Origin of the sequence: Halovibrio variabilis (assembly GCF_007991175.1) — a bacterium.
Taxonomy (GTDB): Bacteria; Pseudomonadota; Gammaproteobacteria; order Pseudomonadales; family Halomonadaceae; genus Vreelandella; species Vreelandella variabilis.
In genome coordinates, this window is record NZ_BJXV01000001.1 from 394,681 (window position 1) to 415,818 (window position 21,138).

Below are 21,138 nucleotides of genomic sequence, written 5' to 3' on the forward strand. Positions count from 1 at the left end.
TCACTCAGCCGCCGATAATTAATTCAGATACTTTTATCTACTACTACAAGGAATTCAGCCCCATGGCTTCGATTACTTCACTTGGTGTAGGTTCTGGCTTGGATCTCTCTGGTTTGGTGGATCAGCTTCAGGCGGCTGAACGCCAAAAGCTTGTACCTGTTCTAGAGCAGCAAAGCGCCCAGAAAACCAAAATTTCTGCCTATGGGCGGCTTGAATCAGCCATGGATAGAGTGCAAACCTCTATCGCTGCGCTGAATGATGCTTCTACATTTAAGCAACAAAAAAGCACCGTGACGGGCGACGGCGTGTTAGCGACCGCAGGCGAAACCGCTAATACGGGTCGCTATGAAGTAACCGTTTCCCAATTGGCCCGCTCAGGCAGTGCTGCTTCCAACGGCGTCACGCTGGAAGAAACGATATCCACAACGGCAGAGACACTGACGCTTAATTTTGGTGCTGGTGAAACGCAAACAAGTACCACCGTTGCTATTGCAGCAAACAGCACACTTGCTGATGTTCGTGACCAAATCAACGCGGACAAAGAGTCTGGCGTCACCGCGTCTATCGTTAATGACGGCACTGGGTACCGTTTAGCGCTGAGTTCAAAGGAGACAGGCCAAGATGCTTCACTGGAGGGCTTCTCAGGCTTGGCATCGCTGACCATGGATGCAGCCACCCAGCGTTCCGGTCAGGATGCTGAACTGAATGTTAATGGCATTGCTATCACCAGTAAAACCAATCGCGTTGAAGAGGCGATTCAGGGGGTAACCCTTGACCTCACGGCGGTTTCTGGTGATCCCGTTACGCTGGTAATCGAGCGTGATGAAGAGTCGTTAAGAGGAGCGATTGACGAATTCGTTAGTAACTATAACGAAATGAAATCTACCGTTGGTCGAATGACCGCCTACAACGGTGAAGGCGAAACATCCGGCGAGCTAGTGGGCGACCGCACTGTGCGCACCATTGAAGACCGCCTGCGCCGGGATATTACAGACAATCTAGGCACCGGCGATATTTCGCGGCTTTCTCAACTAGGGATTGCGATTGATGAGCGCGGCCGGCTCAAGGTAGACGAGGCGAAACTGGACGATGCAGTAGCCAACAACCCCGAGGGCATTTCCAGCTTTTTTGCCGGTGATACCGAAGAAGGCGGCTTTGCAGGGCGTTTAAATGCCACGCTTGAAGGGATCACTTCCGATGAAGGTATTATTCAAAGCTCGGTGAATAGCGCTGAGTTGCGAGTGGATAGCCTTGAAGATCGCAAACTACGTATGGAGGCTAGTATCGAGCGAAGCGTAGAGCGCTACCGCAAGCAGTTTGGACAATTAGATGGCTTGCTCGCCCAAATGAACTCAATGAGTAGCTACCTTACCCAGCAGTTCAGCATGATGAGCTCAATGCAGAGCAGTAATTAAGCGAGTATTTAAGAGAGCAATTAAGAAAGCAGTTGGGAAGGTAGTTGAGATAGCAGTTGAGATGATGGTTGAAAAAGTTACAGATATTTACATAAAAAAGAGTAATTTTTTCTAAAGAATTTGGTGGGGCTGCCGTTAATTAATATAACGGCGACGCAAGCGCCGCTAAGCAGGCCACTAGGCCAGTTAAATTTCGAGGAGCACTCACATGTCTGTAATCAACACGAACATTACTGCGCTGATCGGCCAGAATAACCTGTCCAACTCTCAGTCCATGCTGGCCAATGCGCAAGAGCGTTTGTCTTCTGGTCTGCGCATCAACAGCGCGTCAGACGATGCCGCTGGCCAAGCCATCGCCAACAAAATGACCGCCCAGATCCGCGGCATGGAGCAGGCAAGCCGGAACGCCAGTGACGGCATCTCCTTGGTGCAAACCATGGAAGGCGGTCTTGACCAAGTTAACGACAACCTGCAGCGTATTCGTGAGCTAGCAGTTCAGGGTGCCAACGACACCAACGCCGATGAAGACCGTGATGCAATCATCACCGAGATCAATGAGCGTTTGGAAGAAATTGATCGTGTGGCTGGCAGCAATAACTTTAACGGCACAAACCTGTTAAATGTAAGTGGTGGCGGTACTCTTAATATTCAAGTTGGTTCTAATACGGAAGATGAAGATGTTATTTCCGTTACTACGCTTGACGCCACCGTTGCAGGACTGGAATTGGATCAAGGTAGTGGCGCTAGCGTAATTACAGCTGCTACTGCTACAACTCCCTCAGAGTTCGCTATTGATGGCTCTGGAGCCAGTGCTGCGCATGATAGCTTCCAAAACTTGGTTGATGCAGTTGATACTGCAACTGAGACACTAGATACCAACCGTGCGACGCTGGGTGCTACGCTTAACCGTTTCGACTCAGTGATCGACAATTTGGCGACGACGTCTACCAACCTTTCCGAAGCCCGTTCGCGTATCGAAGATGCCGACTACGCGGTGGAAGTATCTAACATGACGCGTGCTAATATTCTCCAGCAGGCTGGCACTTCCATGCTGGCACAGGCTAACCAGACGCCGCAGTCTGTACTGTCTCTGCTGGGCTAATATTCCAGCTGGTAAAGCTACAAAAGAATATAGCGACGGGGCCAATCGGCCCCGTTTTTGCTTGCTCCATTCCTTGCAATAACTGATCGAGAGAATACCTACTTAAATACAGGCGGATTCGCGCCTTTGCCCACTGTGCTAGCACGGTAAGCTAGCTACATTGTCTTATTTCCGTGTGAGCCACTTAATGGTCAAAAATAACTCTTCATCTATTACTCAAAAACGCAAACCCCGCGTACTTTGGGCTAATCCTTTTTGCTTATTGGATACCTCTAGCGGCGCGAGCATGACCGTGCGGCAAATGTTGCTGCAACTGGTGGCCCATGGCTATGAGGTTCAAGTGTTGGGTGCGACGGTATTCGATAACCCCAAGGGCATGGGGCGGTTAAAGGAGCAATTCCCAGACCTAAGCGCTCACCAGCATCAGCTAATCGAAGCCGAGGATGGCCCGCTGACCCACCAATTGGTAGTGAGCTATAGCCACAACCGTAACCACTTTACGACGCACGAAGAAGGACTTTGGTACAGCCAGTACCTCTACATGCTGGATTCCTTTAAGCCGGATATGGTGTGGTTCTACGGTGGCCAAACCTTGGACATGCTGATTGCTGATGAAGCGCGCGACCGCGGTATTCCTGTCGCCTTCTACTTAGCCAACGGCAACTATAAAGCGCCGCGCTGGTGCCGTGATGTGGATTTGATCCTCACCGACAGCCAAGCCACGGCAGATATGTATCGTAAGGAAGTTGGTTATGTAGCCAAACCAGTGGGTAAGTTTATCGCGCCGGAAAGCTTTGTTGCCGAGCACCATGAACGTAAGCGCCTGCTGTTTGTTAACCCTAGTTGGCAAAAAGGCGCCAGTGTGTTTGTCCAACTGGCAGAAAAGCTGGAGCGAGAAAGGCCCGATATTGAGCTTGAAGTGGTAGAAGCCAGGGCTGATTGGCCAGCAGTACTGCGAGAAACCACACGTAAAATGGGGAAACAGCGTAGTGCTTTAAGTAATGTTGTGGTGACCCCAAATACCAGCGATATGCGCGGCCCTTACAGCCGAGCCCGTGTGGTGGTGGCGCCCAGCCTATGGTGGGAAAGCTCAGGGCGCATGCTGGCAGAAGCTATCCTGAATGGTATTCCGGCGCTAATTACCAACCGCGGCGGTATGCCTGAAATGATCGGCAACGCCGGTATCACCTTTGACTTCCCTGACGCTTGTTATGAAGAGCCCTACCAACACCTACTTAGCGACGAAGAGCTTCAACCGCTAATGGATGCAGTCATCAGCTTTTTCGATGACGAAGCGCTTTACCAAGATTATGTAGATCGTGCTTGGAAGATAGGTGAAGAGAAGCATCACCTTGATCGCGCCACTGACCGGCTGCTTACTGCGCTAGCGCCTTTAGTGCGTCAACACGCTGGCAACAAAGACTTCACTATTAGCCAGAAAAAGCGCCACCGCCAGCGTTTAACCTATCGGGCAACCAAGCCCGAATTTAAGGTTGATAATTCTCTACAGCAGTTGGTTAGCCCTAAAGCTGGAGCCAAACAGGTCAATGAGCCAGAAGCTAACCGCTTGTGGCTTACCGATAATTTTACCTGGGAAATTATCGGTAAAATTATGGTGCTCGATAACCGCGCCAGCCTGATCAAAAGTGGCTTTGCCGAACAAATGGCGGCGACAGAAGCCTTTGGTATTGTCGCTTTTGACCCCGCCAGCGAAATTAAAGATCCCAAGCAGTATGAAGGCAGCGATTATATCCAGTTATTCCAGCACGCCCTGCTAGGCGATGGAAAGGCGACAACCCTGCACGCCTGTGTATCTCCAGAGATGAGCAGTATTCTTTCACCCCTACCGGTCGAGAAACTTCCCAAGCGCCACCATCTAGGTGCCAAGCCGCTGGCGGAATTGCCCATTACTACAGTGGCGCTAGACAGTATTGACGGCTTGGGAAATCTTGACTGGCTGATTCTTGATGAGCTAAGCGATGCCATGGCTGTGCTCGAGCATGGCAAAAAGTCGCTTACAGACACGCTGCTGATTCAGGCGCGTGTTGCCTTTCAGCTAACCCATGAAAAACAGCCCAACCTGGCAGAGCTACAACACTGGGCCAGCCGCAATGGCTTCCGCTTCTACCGCTTCCATAACATTAGCCACTACAGCCATTTGCCTGACGAACTAAACGCGAGAGTGCCCTGCGCAACTGAGCAAGAAGGTGCCGATGTACTATTTCTTCCCAGCCATGAGCGGATTGCGGCGCTGAGCAATGAAAATAAGACGAAACTCGCTTTTATATTAAGTGCAGTCTTTGCAGCGCATGATATTGCTTTTGATTTGATAGCAGACGTTAGTAAGGAGAAAGCGCTGGAGTTGCTTGAAGCCCAAGGGCTACTTCCACCGCCTGTAGCAAAAGATAATAATGAATTAAATGGAAAATTTCCAAAAAAAGAAACCGCTTTTTTAGGTCAGGATGATAATTTTTTAGAGTTGCTTAATTGATGCCCTTAGGAGGGAGTAATTTTATGCTTGCTGATGAAACATTTGATATTTATGACGAAATTGTTTCCAGTCTTCCTAATGACTATGCATTAACCTATTCTCCGCTTATAAGGGAGGGGTTTAAGTTTTGTCTTAAAGAGGTGAATCGGAAACATGCGCCTATTGCTAAGGGAGAACTAACATTTTCTGGCGTAAGTTCTGATAACTACCCTCAAAAAAGAAATATAAATAGAGTTGGTTACTTTTTTGACGAAAATTTTTTAAGGAGTGTTACTGAAGGGTTTATGGAAAAGGGAATTGAAGTGGTCAAACTTGAGCTTCTTCCTGCCCAATTTAAAAACTTGTTAAGTAATAAGCAAAAAGAAGAGATCGAATTTTTTGATTCTAGGCTAAAAGAGAGCTTTGGTACTAGTATTCGTTCTAGTTTGGAAAATAGGTTTTATCTGATGAATGGCATGGTGGCTAAATACTATGAATTATTGAAAAGTTCAGGCGTCGATGCTCTTGTTTTTAGAGTTTATTATGGTTTGTATTATTTCCCTATTATTTTTGCTTGCAAAATGTTAGGTATTACTGTTATTGATGTACAGCATGGGATTAATGGTTTTAAGCATCCATGTTATTCAAAATTTAAGAGAAATGAAGTAGATAGTCCATTGCTTCCAGATGTTTTTTGGACCTGGAGTGATATGTCAACTAAAATGCTAACGAAAGATAGTTTTATTGAAGAGGGAGCTCGTGTTGTAGAAGGTGGTAATCCTATTTATTCGGTACCTAGTACAGTTACCACTGACAACGGCGCAAAAATTACATACGTAAAAGGGAATCGAATTCTTTATACACACCAACCTAAATCAAAAGGGGCTCCTGTCCCGGTTGATGAAATTAAATTGCTTTATAAAATAAAAAGGCAAAAGGTTATCATAAGGCCTCATCCTCTTCATATGGAAGAAGCAATTGAAGTTCAGGCATTATTAAAAAAGGAAGGTGTGAAATCTAAGATCGAGGACTCTGTTAAAGTGCCGATTAATGAGTCGCTTGCTCAAGCTAGTGTCCATGTTACCTACTCGTCTACTTGTGCATTAGATGCTCTAAATTTCGGTATACCATCGGTTTATTGCTCTGACTATATTGGGGAAGTTGAGGCCGAGTTCTCTACAGGACTTCTTTTTAGGATAGATGAAGTTAAAAAAGAAAAATTAGAGCCAATTCCTGAAAAGGCTATAGGATACAGTTTAGGATCTAATGATAAAGTCTCTTATGCTATCTCCCAGATATTATCTAGATCCAAAAGGGCGGAGTTATAAGTGTTTAATGATCAGACAATACTCATCACAGGTGGCACTGGTTCCTTTGGCCATACGTTTATACCTATGCTTTTGGCGCGATATAATCCAAAAAGTCATAATTTTCTCCCGCGATGAAATGAAACAGTGGGACATGGCCAAGAAATTTGAAGGAGACTTACGCGTATGTTTCTTTATTGGAGATGTACGCGATCGCGAGCACCTCTATCGTGCACTGGATGGAGTGGACTATGTTGTTCAAGCTGCGGCGACTAAGATTGTACCTACTACTGAATACAACCCATTTGAATGCATCAAAACTAATGTTTTGGGAGCAATGAACTTGGTAGATGCCTGCATCGATAAGGGTGTAAGAAAACTCGTGGCGCTTTCAACTGACAAAGCTAGTAGCCCGATTAACCTTTATGGGGCAACGAAATTAACCTCGGACAAGCTCTTTGTGGCAGGTAATCATTATGCTGGCCCTGACCCTTCGCGTTTTTCTGTGATTCAGCATGGAAATGTAATGGGCTCTCGCGGTTCGGTAATCCCATTCTTTATATCGATTAAAGATAAAGGCTGACGGATCCCCACGAAATAAGTAACTAAATCAGAATGATATAATTGAAAAAGCCTGCATGGGTCGGCATGTTATAAGTCGCCAAACACACAACTATGTCAAATGAGACCCATGCAGGCCCCTCAATTCTTGCATAATCTGCTGACCTCATCATAGTGATCCAACTCTAAACACTACACGCCCCCGAAACTTCAGGCTAAGCACTTAGTGTGATGCACATAAACTAGGCATAAGTTGAGCATTTTTAAGCTGTATAAAAGAATCGATTGATAGAGTGAAAGACTGGTATGGTGAGAAACTAGGCAAATACTGTCCGTTACAGAAGGTTACAAATTAATGTTTAATAATAAATAAAAATCGTGCTTGTCAAACTTAAATCTAATCTATAATATTAGACTTACCATTAAACAATAGAAGGGTGAGATTAAATCTTATAACGAATTGAAAGCTGACATAGCAGCTATGCAACAGCAGATAGTTGAAGCTAAGAAGAACGAACGTGCGAATGCACTTCAAGAAGCAAAGCGTCTTTTCAAAAAGTTTTGCTTTACTGCAGGGATGTTCATAGGTTCACTTGCTGAAGGAAGTGATGAAAATGAAAGATGTAATTCGAAAGTTAAATCGTTCTGATGTATGGGACTATGAAAATGGCTTTTACTGGTTCTCACCAAAGTCTCGATTAAACAAGATGCTTGCTCATTATGAGCTATACAAGACAATAGCCTACACTCCTGGGCATATATTCGAATTGGGGGTGTACAAAGGCGCATCTTTAGTCCGTTTCGCAACTTTTAGAGATGCGCTCGAAAATGATTTTTCAAGAAAAATTGTAGGATTCGATGCGTTTGGTGCTTTCCCAACTAGTAATCTCGAAGTTGAAGAAGATTTGCATTTCATTGAAAAATTTGAAGGTGCAGGAGGGCACGGACTTAGCGATGATGAAGTTGCTGATGTCTTGTCTTCGAAAGGTTTTGAAAACTTTAATTTAGTTAAAGGGAATATTTTTGATACCTTGCCAAAATATCTCTCTGATAATCCTGAAACAAGAATTGCACTGTTGCATCTTGATATGGATGTAAAAGAGCCAACCGATTTTGCCTTAGAACTACTGTACGACAGAATGGTTCCAGGTGGTATTATTGTGTTTGATGACTACAATTCAGTCGCGGGTGAAACAATTTCCGTTGATGATTTTGTTTCAAAGCATAGGCTGAAACTCGAAAAACTACCTTTCTATAATGTGCCTGCTTTCGTTAGAAAGCCAGTTTAGAAGTCGATGAATGAGCGAGTGGTACGGCAGTCAAGAGAAACCAAACAATGGCTTTCGTAAGTCGCTTCCACAACACTTAGACAGAGCTAATCCACGTCGTCAACTAACGAAAGAAGAAACTACGAAACTATCAAAGCTAGAAACTATTGCCTAGAAGTTTAAGTTTGGATAAAACGGGCAAAACCTTCAGCTACAAATTTTTCTTAGTGAAGATGAGTGCTCACAAATCGACGTAGAGTAGCAAGAGCAGCTCGAGTTAACCTGAATCCGTGATAGCGGCGCCGATACTTTTCCTATCACCATCAGCGAGCATTTTTTGGTCACCGATACCGTCTCAATCGACCAACACATGCCTACTAGGGCCGACTCTTGTTGTGTCGGTCGGTGTAGACGGCCTGTTTTGATCTTACCCAGCAGCAGTGGACACTAGTTTAAGCGATTATTCGCGCTTCAAATACCTCTGGGCTGATCATCCCAATAGCACTGTGCCGCTGCTGCTTGCTGTAGTTCAGTTCGATGTATTCAAACATTTGGGGTCTCATCGCATTCCGCGTTTTAAATGGCTCCTCGTGAATAGCTTTTAACTTGTGACCGCCTTTTCAACTTCATAAGCGCTAAAACTAAAATACAATAATTTACTCAAACCGATATGGCTAGCATTATCGCCTACATTACCTGCGAAGTAAGCTAGATGAAGAGTCTTTATTTAATTATGCCTTTTTCAACAAATGACTCTGCAATTTTCCAGTCCAAGTTTTCATCTAAATCTAGAGAGTATTTTGGATCCATGATAAAAGCTTCCTCAATGCCGGTATTAAAACTTCTCTCTTTTTTTAAAAAATCAATACATGTAAAGTATAAAGCACCATTACATTCATAAACAGGCGGCATATCTTGTCTTCTAGTTTGCTTCCTTTTACTTAGCAGTGGGATCAGTTTATTGTCTTCTAAGCTATAGAAAAAAGCAGGATGCTTTTTAACGCGGGAGACAGAAACAGAGGAAAGAGAGTTATTATCAATACTTTTTTTAATAATAGAGTCAATATGCAGGTTTGTCCGGAACGGTGAGGTTGGCTGTAAAAGCAGCAAGTAATCGTAATCACCCTCAATCAAGTTTAATGCATGAATTATGACGTCCATGCTGCTACTAGTATCTGAAGCAAGAGCAACTGGCCGTTTAAAAGGGGTCTCGCAACCAGCTTTCTGAGCTGTGGTAATGATTTCATCACTATCAGAAGATAGAATTAATCTGTCTATATACCGGCTCTTTAATCCGCTCTCTATCGTCCAGTTAATTAATGGCTTACCAGCTAAAGGCTTTATATTCTTACCTGGAATTCCTTTTGAGCCCCCGCGTGCAGTTATGAGGGCAAGAATTTTTTTTCCATTATACATTTTTATTTAAATCCTTAAATTGCTTTTGATTAGCTATTTTCCAAGCCTCACTCTCTAAAGCTTCCATAAATTTTTCTGCACTATTGCCATCCCCATAATATGTACAGAGTTCGTAACGAGTATGCTCGTGAAAATCACTAATTTTATTTAAAATTTGTGAGGTATCAAAATCAATATCAAATATCGATTCATGATAAAATCTATTCCGCTGCCTAGTGCCAATATTGATTGTAGGGACACCATAAATTGGCGCTTCATGTACGCCAGCGCTAGAGTTTCCTATTAAGAAGCGAGCATCTTTAAGAAAACGTAAGAAATACTCAAATCGTAAAGATGGGAAAAGACGAATATTTTTATGTCCTTCTAGCTTTTTATATGCCTTAAAAATAAATTCAGAACCATGATCGTTATTAGGATAAACCGCTATATAGTTTTGATTGCTTTCGAGCAAAGTCTTAACAAAAATATTAGCATGCTCTTCCTGTTTTTCATATTCAGTAGTAACAGGGTGAAGTATCGCCACACCATAGCTTTCAAAGGGTATTTGGTACCGCTCTCTTGCTAACTCAAGGCTAGGTAAATTAGTTGAAAGCATTACGTCAACGTCGGGAGAACCTATTCTAAATATAGTTGAAGGATCCTCTCCCAGCTGTTGCAGTCTTTTTTCAGCCACTTCACTAGCCACAAAGTGAATATGAGAAAGCTTAGAAATAGCGTGACGCATCAGTTCGTCTATGGTCCCAGAAATTTCACCGCCTTCAATGTGGGCGACCAGCGTGTTACGCAAAGCGCCTGTTGTAGCTCCAGCCAGAGCTTCAACTCGGTCGCCATGTACCACGATCATATCGACTGGGTGTTCATGCAAATATCGACTTAGGCCAACAATTGTGTTTGCGAGGACTATTTCCATGTCCTCGCCTTCGATCTGATTCATATAGGTAAATACATTTTCAAAACCAGAACGGTAGATTTCCTTTACCGTATATCCGTATTTGGCCAGCAAATGAATGCCGGTAGCAAAAATTGTGTATTCGAAGTCATTATGTTTATCTACGGAACTAATAAGCGTTTTAAGCTTACCAAAATCAGCCCTAGTGCCAGTTAGGAAGAGTATTTTTTTTTTCATTTACTTAAAATCCATCCAGTTCAAGTGCTCATCCATTTCAATATCACGTGTTGCGCATTTTCCTAAAACATCGTTGAAATATTCAGCTTTTAATTCGCCCACACCCGGTCGCTTTACCCATAAATTATCCATTGTAAAGACTTCACCTACATTGACAGGCTTAATAGTCACCAGCGTTGAGAAAGCAAAATCTCTTGTAACTTGCTCTTCAATTAGAAGATCATTTTTGCTGCCGCCGCGCTCTCTTTTAAGCACTTTTGAGCTTTCAATTAATTCAGATAATTGTTTAGGGTCCATTGAGCAAACAATATCGGGGCCAGGCCGATCCATTGAGTCGGTGAAATGTCGCTCCAATATAGAAGCCCCCAAAGCAACTGCACCTAAGCATGCCAAATTATCAGTAGTATGATCAGACAGACCAAACACCGCATCAGGAAACTTATCGGCCAATTCGGTCATGGCTCCAAGCCTGACTAGTTCTGGAGGTGTCGGATACAAATTTGTAGTATGTAATAATGCAAAAGGTATTTCGTTCCCTCTAAAAATATTAACTGCTTTTTCAACACTCTCAATATCATTCATGCCAGTGCTAATTATGACTGGCTTTCCGAAGGAGGATATATATTCTAGCAAAGGATAGTTGTTACACTCACCAGATCCAATTTTAAAAGCTGGAACATTGAATTTAATTAATCTGTCGACAGCGGCTCGTGAAAAGGGGGTGCTAATGAAAATCGCACCTTTATCTTGAACATACTGCATTAACTCATGCTCATCTTTCTCATCTAATGAGCAGCGTTCCATGATATCATATATAGAAATATCGGCATTACCAGGAATAGAACTTTTAGCCATCTTACTCATCTCATCTTCAACGATATGAGTTTGATGCTTAATTACCTCTGCGCCAGCCGTAATGGCAGCATCGACCATGTCTTTGGCAACCGAAAGTGATCCTTCATGATTAATACCTATTTCAGCAATTACAAGCGGATCGTAATCATATCCCACTACTCTTCCAGCAATTTGGAAACATGGATGCATTTTAAACTCCTTGAATTTAAAGAATAAATTTAAAGACTATTAATGTAATCTTTAAATTGCATGTCAAAATATCTTATATGGCTTCACTTCTTTGAAAGTCTCAATCGTTGTGCAAGGGTTTTTCAAAAAAATAAAATAAAATTAAATAAAGGATCTTGGCGAATCATGGTTGACTCAAAAGCTTGATTTACAGTTGCATGATAGCCATCATTTTTCTTAGTGCTGAGCCAAAGAGTTGCATAAAAACATCAATTTTATCAATGCTATGTAAATAAAATCAACTATTATTTTCTGTGCTGCATTAGGAGTTCCTTTAAATAAGGATTATTGCGACAACATGAAAAAGAAATCGTCAAAGTGAATTTTTAAGATGCAGATTTTACAAAATCTATCTACTTTTCCCCCAGCAATAACCCAGTCTAAGCTATTTATTGAGCATGCAACATCAAGATCGAACTCTTTTTTCACTGCCCATCAGTATATAAGGAGGCAAAAGTCTTTTCACCGAAATGCTCTACGTCAAGTATTTCTCTATAGTTAAACTTGATCACGACATTATAACTATCAGTTTTATTTCCTTTTTTTAAGTCATTGTTAGCAGGGAAAGCGTTAGCGATAGACTTTACAGATATGGTTTTATAACTAAGGCCAATATAATTTTTATTTCTCGAAATTCCTCGATATTATTTACATCTAGCAATAATTTATCAGCTGAAGGGGGAGTATCCTATTGGTTGATCACCACCAAGATCACAATCAACAGAGGAATGATACGCCATGTCCAAGTCTAATCTGCACGCTCTATAGCAACCAGAGGTAGCCACCAACGACCTATTGCACTAGCTAATCCTTCAGAGTGCCCGTAATCTAAATGCCAAGGAGGTCGAGTCAGAGCTTCAGCTTGCCTTATTCATGACGCAGGCCTGAAAACAAAGATGACAAATGGTGCTGTCTAAGCAAATTAGCATGTTACGCCAAGAGCCTGGGCCTAGAGATCCATTCGCTATTAGTGAAAGATTACCTTCCTGGTCACCAACCTGCAACGGCTCTGTTCATGTGTAATTAAACGGCGATGCCACCACTAGTAATGCTGGTGGATTACTACTCCGCGAAGAGCTTGATATCAGCGACGTTATCAGCGCGCTTGAATATCAGCTAGTTGACCCGCGTGATCCTTTGCGCGCACGTCACTCGCTGGCCAGCCAACTCTGTACCCTGCCTTATTCATGACGTGGGCCTGAAAACAAAAATAGCGAATGGTATTCTCTTTTAAAATCAGAACGTTCCGACAAGAACCTGATGCAAGAGGACCATCCGCTATGGGTGAAAGACTACCTTCCTGGTCACCGACCTGCAACGGCTCTGTTCATGTGCAATTAAGCGGCGATGCCACCACCAGCGACGCCGGGGGGTGATACTTCGTGAAGCGCTCGATAATAGTGGAGTGATTGGCGCGCTTGAAGACCACTTGATTGACCCGCGTGATCCGTTGCGCGTACGCCACTCACTGGCCAGCCAACTCCGTACCGTCGTGCTGCAGCGGGCCATGGGATGGGGCGACTTAAACGATACTGACGTACTGGGTCACGACCCACTCTGGCGGCTGGCCTGTAGCGATGCACGAAGCTTAGTGCCGCTGGAGGAAGCACGCCCTTCGCAAGCCACGCTATCTCGCTTAATCACCTGCTTGAGTCAGCCAGACAACCTCGACACGGTGCACGAAGGCTTATTGCGGTTGGCGATCTGGCGCTTTAACAGCTTGCCAGATGTCACCCCTTATACGGCGAATACGCCGATGACCCTCGATATCGATGGGCTGCCCATCGAGGTCTTTGGGCACCAGGGTGGCAGTGTCTACAACGGCTATGCCGGTGCCCGGATTTACTCAACGCTTATCGCCTCTATCGCCGAAACCGGTGACATGGTGGGCGGCTTACTTCGAGAAGGGAATGCCGGCCCGGCGGAAAACGCAGATACCTGGATCCCTCACCTCGTTCAGCGTTTGATGGAAGGCACCCATCGCGACGTGGATCAGTTTCGCGTACGCCTGGATGCGGGCTTTACCGATGGCGAAACGCTACGCGCGCTCGACTCAAAGGATATCGCCTATCTGGGGCGGCTAAAAAGCAATAAAACGTTACTGACACTGGCGGCACCCTATCTCAAACGGCCGCCCGGGCGACCACCGGAGACGCCGCGGGAGTGGTGCCATGACCTGGACTACCAGGCCGGTAGCTGGGAGCCACCTCGCCGTGTGGTATTGATCGTCCAGGAAAAAACCGATGACCTGCTGCCTCATGCCTTCTTCCTGGTAACAAACCTCAGTCGCTATGATTACCCGCCGGAGAAAGTCCTGGCCCTTTATCGCAAACGCGGCAAAGCAGAGGCCCACATGGGCGAACTCAAGTCGGCTCTTGATCTCCATTTATCCTCAACAGACCGGGGGCACTTAACGGTGCAGGACGTCATGGCCCGGAATCAGGTTAACCTGCTGTTGAGCCTCACTGCTTACCAGGTATTGTACAGTGTCCGTTGCGTGATGGAGCGACATGCCGGGCATGGCTGGAGCCTGATGAAACTGCGAGAACAGGTGTTGAAAGTCGCGGCGATGTTCACAGTAAAAGCCCGCCAGATCCGGGTGCGGCTTGGTGTGGCGGCCAATAAGTGGTGGCCCCGCTTACTTCCCGGTATCCGACGACTGCAGCCACTTCCCGACTGATACCCCATGAGTGGGTTCAACGGTGTAAGCATTACCATCGACGACAGGGTGGGGGCGGATCGTGGGTAAGTGGCGGTTGTTGATGCCAAAACGTGATAAAAAACGGGCATTAAAAGATGATTTTGCATTGTTATGACGTCAAGAAGACGTCAGATAGCCACAAAGCCCTCCTCACGTAGTCATCAGGCGCTAAATAGTGGCGCTACTGCCGATGTGATGAATAAGGGGGGGTTAATGTTAGCTCAGGCCAATCAGAACCCGCAAAGTGTTCTTTCGCTGCTGGATTAATTAACTTGCCGCTGAGTTTATTAATTCGGAGGGCGCGAGGGTCTGTTGCCGTTTCGCTAACGGCCGCGCTGGTGACCGTATTGAGGTTAGCTGGCTTAACAATACAATGCCTGACAATTACCAAGCGCTGCTGGATATTCTGGATAACGCCATCAAACAGCAATGCGAGCATACACAGGAGATGTTGAGTAGCTGGCAGTGTTGCACTGTTTTGAAACAGTGCGTGCCTGAGGCGATCAATGCTTTATTTCTTTACGCAATGCTTTAATGTCATTTTCCGTTAGCTCTGATGCAGCAGCGATCTGAGTATCCGTTAACAGGTTCATTTCGATCAGCTTCCGGGCAACGTCTTCGCGGCCTTCTTCAAGGCCTTCTCGCTTAGCTTCGTTAGCAAATGAAACCTCATCATGCAGTGCTCGCTCCCGCACAAGGGCGAGGAGTCGAGTTTTCTCATCAGCGCTGAGCGGTTTGATGCGGCTCATGTTTTTAGTAGTCAATGCTTTATTTCCTCACGCAATGCCCTGATGTCTTCTTCCGTCAGCTCTGATGCAGCGGCGATCTGAGCATCCGGTAATAGATTCATCTCGATCAGCTTCCGGGCAACATCTTTGCGGCCTTTTCCTATTCCCTGCTCCATCCCTTGCTTAATCCCTTCTCGCTTAGCTTCGTTGATAAACGAAACTTCATCGCGTAGTGCCCGTTCTCGTACAAAGGCGAGGCGTCGGGTTTCTTCGTCTGCGCTGAGCTGCTTGATCCGGCTCATGGCCTTTTTGACAGGTTCGTGGGCAATGTTGGCCATGGTTAATTCCTCCTGCCAATGTTTAAAAAAGGTGATCCAGTCAAGCAGTGGGCCGGGTGGCAAACCCAAGCGGTCTGCTTTGTTTAGTTCGATCAGGTTCATCTGCAGAATGTTCCCGAGCGAGACGTTGGGTTGTTGCTCATCGCGCATTTCAAAACGCCAAATCGCTTGCTGGCGCTCGTCCTCGGTGGCCGTGAACAAGTCGAAATCCAGCAGGTGCAGCCCTACTGAAGCCCGTAATTCTTGGTAATCCTCGCCCATGTTGAGCTGTGAGCCAAGCATGCGGGTAAGATAAAACAAACCGCGTTTGTGCCAAGCGCCATAGCGGCGCACCTGTATCTCTACATTATAGCAGTGGCCTTCGCTATCACGCGCTAACACATCAAGAATAATGTATTTGCCGGTTAGTTCGTTAGCTTCAATGTTGGGGTTGAGGATGTCTACTGAGGCTATGTCAGGCAGGTCTGGGCGCAGGTCGTTGATCAGATTAACCAGAAGATCAGGCGCTTCTGCGAAAAGCCGTTTAAAAACGTAATCGTTGGTAGGGTCGAGTAGATCGGCCATGTTTTTCCCTAATTTAGACAATTAAAGTTTATTAAGAAAGTTTAGCAGATTGGCTAGAAGTCGTCTTTCACCGGCTCATAAAGGGCAAATGATAGAATCAAAGCTGTGTCCGCTATCAAGCAGCCATAAGATTTAGCATGCTTATTCGATAAAAGAATAAAAATTAATTTGCATATTCTTTATTTGCTATTGAAGCAGGAGTAAAATGATAGCCATTGTCGTTTGAAGCTACCCAAAAGGAATCAATAGCATGCCACTGCCACGTCCGCTTAATATTTCCCTCGCCGCGCTTGCGCTAAGCGTCGCCAGCGGGTTGTTCGCCACCTCTGCCCAAGCCGATACGCTGCGGGTGGGTATGTCCGGCGGTTATTTTCCCTTTACGTTTGTGGAGCAGGACGAGCTAAAGGGTTTTGAAGTCGATGTCATGAACGCTGTGGGTGAACTGACCGGGGAGGATATCGAGTTTGTTACCGCGAGCTTTTCAGGTTTAGCGGGCATGCTGGAGTCTGGTCGTATCGATACCATTGCTAACCAGATTACGATCACCCCAGAGCGTGAAGCCAAGTATGCCTTCACGGAGCCCTATGTGTACGACGGGGCGCAGGTCGTGGTGCGGGCAGGTAATGAGTCTATTCAGGGCGTTGAGGATTTATCCGGCAAAAGCGTTGCGGTCAACCTGGGTTCGAACTACGAGCAGCTTCTGCAAGCGTTACCCAATGCCGATGAAATCGATATTCGCACCTATGAGTCCAATATCGAGCAGGATGTGGCCTTGGGCCGCGTCGAAGCCTTCGTGATGGACCGCGTGAGTGCTACGCAGGTCATTAAAGAGAAAGGCCTACCATTAGAGCTGGCTGGTCAGCCGTTCTCAACCATTGAGAACGCGCTGCCGTTTCGTGATGACGAGGCGGGCCGCGAACAGCGCGACCGCGTTGACGCAGCCCTGGCAGAGCTTCGCGAAAGCGGTGAACTGCGCGAGATATCTGAAAAGTGGTTTGATACCGATATCACTCAGCCGTAACTTCTAGCGCAATTCGTTTCACGCGGCCGTGGCATTGCCACGGCCGTTTTACTTATGAGCGATTTGGCTAATTTTAATGACGACGTTGGATTGCCATGCTTAACCTTGACTATATGTGGGGGCTGTTGCCGGTTCTGCTGCGCTATTTGCCGCTCACCCTTCAAATGGCGACGATCGCCATGTGCTTTGCGCTGATACTGGCGTGCCTGCTGGCGGTGGTTCGCGTCTCAAAAGTGCCGTTCTTCAACGGTGTGGCGCTGTTGTTTATCTCGTTTTTCCGCGGTACGCCGCTGCTGGTTCAGCTGTTTCTTTTCTACTATGGTCTGCCGCAGCTGATTAGCGCGTTGATCTCGATTACCGGCGTCACCGCCGCGGTGCTGGGGTTAACACTCCACTTTTCTGCCTATATGGCCGAGTCCATACGTGCGGCGATTGTGGGGATTGACCGCAGCCAGACCGAAGCTGCGCTCTCCATCGGCATGACCCAGTCACAGCTGATGCGACGCATTATCTTGCCCCAGGCAACTCGGGTGGCGACACCGACGCTGATGAACTATTTCATCGATATGATTAAGGCGACCTCGTTGGCCTTTACATTGGGCGTTACCGAGCTGATGGGCGCTACGCAAAAAGAAGCTGCCGGCAGCTTTCTCTATTTAGAAGCGTTCTTGCTGGTGGCATTGATTTATTGGGCGGTGGTGGAAGTGCTCTCCTGGGGCCAGCGTCGATTGGAAATTTACCTGAATAAGGCCTATCAACGATGATTTCGCTGCAAGGCATCACCAAACGTTTTGGCGACCATACGGTATTTCACGATATCGATTTGAGTCTTTCCCAAGGCGAGATCATTGTGATTATTGGGCCTTCTGGAACGGGTAAGTCAACGCTACTGCGCTGTATTAACTTCCTTGAAAAGCCAGATGCAGGCCGTTTGCAGGTGGGCGACCTGAGTGTTGATACCCAGCGCGCCAGTCGGGCAGATATCTTGGCGCTGCGTCGGCGCACCGCGTTCGTGTTTCAGAACTATGGTTTGTTCGCCAACAAAACCGCGCTGGAGAATATCAGCGAGGGCATGATCGTGGTGGATAAGCTGCCCAAAGCTAAGGCCCATGCGCGGGCCAGAGAAATTCTGCAGCGCATTGGCCTAGCGGAAAAAGCGGATGCTTACCCGGCTTCACTTTCCGGCGGCCAGCAGCAGCGGGTAGGCATTGGCCGGGCGATGGCCGCGAATGCGGATGTCATTCTGTTTGATGAACCGACTTCATCCCTTGACCCTCAATGGGTAGAAGAGGTGTTGAGCCTGATGAAGCAGCTAGCGGTAGAGCGCCAAACGATGATCGTGGTCACCCACGAGATGCAGTTCGCGCGGGAAGTGGCGGACCGTGTGGTATTCATGGACGAAGGTGGCATCGTCGAACAAGCCCCACCGGAGGAGCTATTCACCGCACCCAAAGATGAGCGAACGCGTCACTTCTTGCGCAAAATTCTAGCGCCCATGGGGCAGCCAGTGCCGTAGTGGTGGTGCTTGGTTTTAGATAGGACAAGCCACACTTGTACCCGGCCATGTTATGAATGAGAAGTAGGCGGGTTTCCTCACGCAAAATTTTAATATCAACCTCGGCTAGCCCTGCTGCTGCGCCAAATCGTCGGGTTCGAGGTCTAAACGCTGGCTGGCTAAGCCTGTGAGTTAACCACTACTTGATTGCGGCCATTTTCTTTGGCTTGGTAAAGCCCCAAATCAGCACGTTTTAGCGCGGGCTCAAGAGAGCTTTCGTTGGGTAAGATAACGGCAACGCCTAACGAGGCCGTCAATCGTAGCACTTGTTCTGTATTGCCGTTTTGCACTTGAATTCGGGTATTTTCAATTGTGTCGCGTATCCGCTCGGCTACCTGTAGGGCTTGTTCGAGCGACGTATTGGGTAGCAAAATAGCAAACTCTTCCCCGCCCACCCGGCATAACAAGTCTTCATGGCGGAGCAGGCCGCCCACTCGCTGTGTGAAACGTTGCAGCACCTCATCGCCAACATCGTGACCATAATCGTCGTTGAAGCGTTTGAAGTGATCAATATCGATCGCAATCAAGGCGATTGGGTGATTTTGCCGCCGTGCGCGGGAGATCTCGATAGTGGCTTGCGCCTGTAAGTAGCGCCGGTTGAAAACCCCGGTTAACGGGTCGGTCATCGCCTGAGTGCGTAGCTGTTCTTCTAGCTGTTTGCGTTCAGTGAGGTCAAAAACGGTGGCCCGGGAATGCACAAAGCGCCCGTCGCGTTGGTAGGCAGAGGCTTGAATCATCACGTCGCGACGTTCGCCGGTTCGGGTGAGCAGGCTGCACTCAGCGCTGCCTGGCTGACCGTTCTGCACGCGCTCGAAGGCGTTTTCAAACTGTTCGCGAGTGTCGGGTGTGATGAAGTCTCGATAGTCCACTTGGCCAATGACTTCCTCGGCGGTATAACCTAGCCAAGCGAGTTCGGTACGGTTCATTTTGATCACGCGGCCTTGGCTATCCAAGGAGTGATAGCCACAGGGCGCGTTTTCATAGAGATCGCTTGCCTCAACGGCGCGCCGCTGAGCGGCCCGTCGTAATTGACGCTGGCGCTGACTGCTAAAGACCCAAAAGATCCCAAAGGCCACCGAGACGCTGTAAATAAGTACCAGAAACAAAATCACGGTGGTTTCTTCTTGAAGCAGCGTGTGCCAAGAAGGTTTGGGTAGCGTCACCCCGAGTGTCCAGGGGTAGTCGGCGGGGTCGCTGGCAATATTACCAGCAAGACTGCGATAGCGCTGGGTACGTATATCTTCCGTTTTAAACCGGAGTATGTGGTCGTCTATGGTAGTGCGGCCTTCATTTTGCTGCTGCATCGCCTGCCAATATTGGGGCGCAGAGGCACTGAAGTCGCCGCCAAAGGGTAGCAAACTCAGCTGTGAGGGCGAATCGTTGAGCAGCCAGCGGCCTTGGGCATTCACCAACAGTACATCGGCGTCTTGGTCGAGCGTCATGGCTTGATGCAAGGCGTTGGTAAGATAGTCCCAGTTGAGGCTTAGCATGACAACGCCAAGGCGTTTGCCTGTGGCATTAAAAATCGGGGTGGAGACGTTAACCACCGGAATTACATTTTGGCCGAGCAGCTCATACTGCAAGTTACGACCCGGCGGGGAAATATAAAGTTCGCGAGGCAGCAGCCGAACCGCTTCTTTGAAGTAATCGGTATTGGCGTGTTGGTTGCCGGTCACACGCGGCCCTGTGTTTACGCTGTGGGGAGCCCGCAGTATTTCGTGCCCGTTGTTATCCATCAGCACCAGTTTGCTATAGCGGGGATGGTGGCTGATAAGCGTGTTTAAGAAGGTCGACAGCTGAGATAAATCGCTAAGCGAATACGCCTGTTTATTCGGCGCCACGCTGTTTTGTGCCGATAGGAAACGCTGTAGCGTGGGCATTTCAGAGGTGGCCAATGCGTAATTAAGGCTATCATTGATATCGCGGACGAGCGCTTCTTGACCAACTTTCAGCAACGCATCCGCCTCTGCATGCAGGCTGTCGAAGCGCGTTTCCATGTGGATATGGAGTATAGGCACCAGCATCGATGACACCAATGCCAACGGTATGCTGACGGCTAACAGTAGCTTTGCGTGAAGGCGTCGCATCGGTAATAGAAGGATTCCTGTTAGGGTTTATTGTTCAAGACGGTTTTGCTACTGCGCATCATGTTGTCCGCTGTATCAACGCTAGAGCGATAGTACGCTTCAAACGGTTCCGCGTGAATGGCTGCTTGGCGGCGCTGTAATCTTTACCTTACTGGTTGTTGCCAACAGGGATTGACATCCGCTGGCAAGCACGCTTGGCGCGTGATAGACTACGCCATCCTCTCAGACAAGACCCGTTAGCGGGCAGCTTATTTTAAACTGCCTGTTATATGTTTTGGTGGGTTGAAACGCTCTCCAAATAAATTGGTTGTTGCGGAAACGTCGTGCTGTGACAGCGCAGCCGACGAATACATATTTAATTTCGTTGCCGTTTTTTCGGCGACCTTTATTCTCCAA

General features: G+C 47.1%; 16 protein-coding genes and 1 pseudogene. 10 read left to right on the plus strand and 7 right to left on the minus strand.

Features of this window, described 5'->3' with window-relative positions:
- Positions 1 to 62: 62 nt before the first annotated feature.
- The 6 genes from fliD to HVA01_RS01740 all read left to right on the plus strand — a co-directional run bounded on the left by fliD (position 63) and on the right by HVA01_RS01740 (position 8,144).
- The gene (fliD, locus tag HVA01_RS01710; protein WP_146872797.1) at positions 63 to 1,415 is read left to right on the plus strand and encodes a flagellar filament capping protein FliD; all 1,353 of its coding nucleotides are present in this window, start codon (positions 63 to 65) and stop codon (positions 1,413 to 1,415) included.
- A 208-nt stretch (positions 1,416 to 1,623) separates the two neighbouring features.
- On the plus strand, positions 1,624 to 2,517 hold the full coding sequence (locus HVA01_RS01715; protein WP_146872798.1) for a flagellin N-terminal helical domain-containing protein: 894 nt from the start codon (positions 1,624 to 1,626) through the stop codon (positions 2,515 to 2,517).
- Between the two features lie 286 nt (positions 2,518 to 2,803).
- Positions 2,804 to 5,008, plus strand: a complete 2,205-nt coding sequence (locus tag HVA01_RS01720; RefSeq protein ID WP_218031520.1) for a glycosyltransferase — start codon at positions 2,804 to 2,806, stop codon at positions 5,006 to 5,008.
- 23 nt (positions 5,009 to 5,031) lie between these two features.
- Positions 5,032 to 6,315 carry a polysialyltransferase family glycosyltransferase gene (locus tag HVA01_RS01725; RefSeq protein WP_146872799.1) on the plus strand — a complete coding sequence of 428 codons (1,284 nt, stop codon included), beginning with the start codon at positions 5,032 to 5,034 and terminating at the stop codon, positions 6,313 to 6,315.
- A gap of 133 nt (positions 6,316 to 6,448) precedes the next feature.
- Entirely contained in the window at positions 6,449 to 6,877 is a 429-nt protein-coding gene (locus tag HVA01_RS01730; protein ID WP_246129380.1) for a polysaccharide biosynthesis protein, read from the plus strand.
- Between the two features lie 592 nt (positions 6,878 to 7,469).
- Positions 7,470 to 8,144, plus strand: a complete 675-nt coding sequence (locus HVA01_RS01740; protein WP_146872800.1) for a TylF/MycF/NovP-related O-methyltransferase — start codon at positions 7,470 to 7,472, stop codon at positions 8,142 to 8,144.
- A 431-nt stretch (positions 8,145 to 8,575) separates the two neighbouring features.
- Here HVA01_RS01740 and HVA01_RS17800 read toward each other — a convergent pair whose 3' ends face one another.
- From HVA01_RS17800 to HVA01_RS01755, 4 genes are all read right to left on the minus strand, one after another.
- Positions 8,576 to 8,719, minus strand: coding sequence for an IS3 family transposase (locus HVA01_RS17800; protein WP_371860117.1), 144 nt, complete (start codon positions 8,717 to 8,719; stop codon positions 8,576 to 8,578).
- 127 nt (positions 8,720 to 8,846) lie between these two features.
- Positions 8,847 to 9,539, minus strand: a complete 693-nt coding sequence (locus HVA01_RS01745) for an acylneuraminate cytidylyltransferase family protein (protein ID WP_146872801.1) — start codon at positions 9,537 to 9,539, stop codon at positions 8,847 to 8,849.
- Positions 9,532 to 10,665, minus strand: coding sequence for a UDP-N-acetylglucosamine 2-epimerase (neuC, locus tag HVA01_RS01750; protein ID WP_146872802.1), 1,134 nt, complete (start codon positions 10,663 to 10,665; stop codon positions 9,532 to 9,534). Before neuC ends, HVA01_RS01745 begins: the two co-directional genes overlap by 8 nt.
- Positions 10,666 to 11,709, minus strand: a complete 1,044-nt coding sequence (locus tag HVA01_RS01755; protein WP_146872803.1) for an N-acetylneuraminate synthase family protein — start codon at positions 11,707 to 11,709, stop codon at positions 10,666 to 10,668. It lies immediately after the preceding gene.
- Between the two features lie 1,319 nt (positions 11,710 to 13,028).
- Here HVA01_RS01755 and HVA01_RS01760 point away from each other — a divergent pair.
- A pseudogene (locus HVA01_RS01760) lies at positions 13,029 to 14,428 on the plus strand (IS1380 family transposase).
- 524 nt (positions 14,429 to 14,952) lie between these two features.
- Here HVA01_RS01760 and HVA01_RS01765 read toward each other — a convergent pair.
- Both HVA01_RS01765 and HVA01_RS01770 read right to left on the minus strand, forming a co-directional pair.
- A complete protein-coding gene (locus tag HVA01_RS01765; RefSeq protein ID WP_174787747.1) occupies positions 14,953 to 15,213 on the minus strand; it encodes a hypothetical protein in 261 nt (86 codons plus the stop codon).
- Positions 15,210 to 16,079 (minus strand): Rpn family recombination-promoting nuclease/putative transposase, encoded by an 870-nt coding sequence (locus tag HVA01_RS01770; protein WP_146872804.1) that lies wholly within the window; start codon positions 16,077 to 16,079, stop codon positions 15,210 to 15,212. Before HVA01_RS01770 ends, HVA01_RS01765 begins: the two co-directional genes overlap by 4 nt.
- A gap of 250 nt (positions 16,080 to 16,329) precedes the next feature.
- Here HVA01_RS01770 and HVA01_RS01775 point away from each other — a divergent pair, with 250 nt between their 5' ends.
- The 3 genes from HVA01_RS01775 (at position 16,330) to HVA01_RS01785 (ending at position 18,616) form a co-directional block, all read left to right on the plus strand.
- Positions 16,330 to 17,100, plus strand: a complete 771-nt coding sequence (locus HVA01_RS01775; protein ID WP_146872805.1) for an amino acid ABC transporter substrate-binding protein — start codon at positions 16,330 to 16,332, stop codon at positions 17,098 to 17,100.
- Positions 17,101 to 17,195: 95 nt separating this feature from the next.
- Complete coding sequence (locus HVA01_RS01780; RefSeq protein WP_146872806.1) at positions 17,196 to 17,864, plus strand: amino acid ABC transporter permease; 669 nt, start codon at positions 17,196 to 17,198, stop codon at positions 17,862 to 17,864.
- Positions 17,861 to 18,616, plus strand: a complete 756-nt coding sequence (locus HVA01_RS01785) for an amino acid ABC transporter ATP-binding protein (RefSeq protein WP_146872807.1) — start codon at positions 17,861 to 17,863, stop codon at positions 18,614 to 18,616. The genes HVA01_RS01780 and HVA01_RS01785 overlap by 4 nt, the downstream gene beginning before the upstream one ends.
- A gap of 158 nt (positions 18,617 to 18,774) precedes the next feature.
- Here HVA01_RS01785 and HVA01_RS01790 read toward each other — a convergent pair whose 3' ends face one another.
- The gene (locus tag HVA01_RS01790) at positions 18,775 to 20,742 is read right to left on the minus strand and encodes a sensor domain-containing diguanylate cyclase (protein ID WP_146872808.1); all 1,968 of its coding nucleotides are present in this window, start codon (positions 20,740 to 20,742) and stop codon (positions 18,775 to 18,777) included.
- Positions 20,743 to 21,138: the final 396 nt, after the last annotated feature.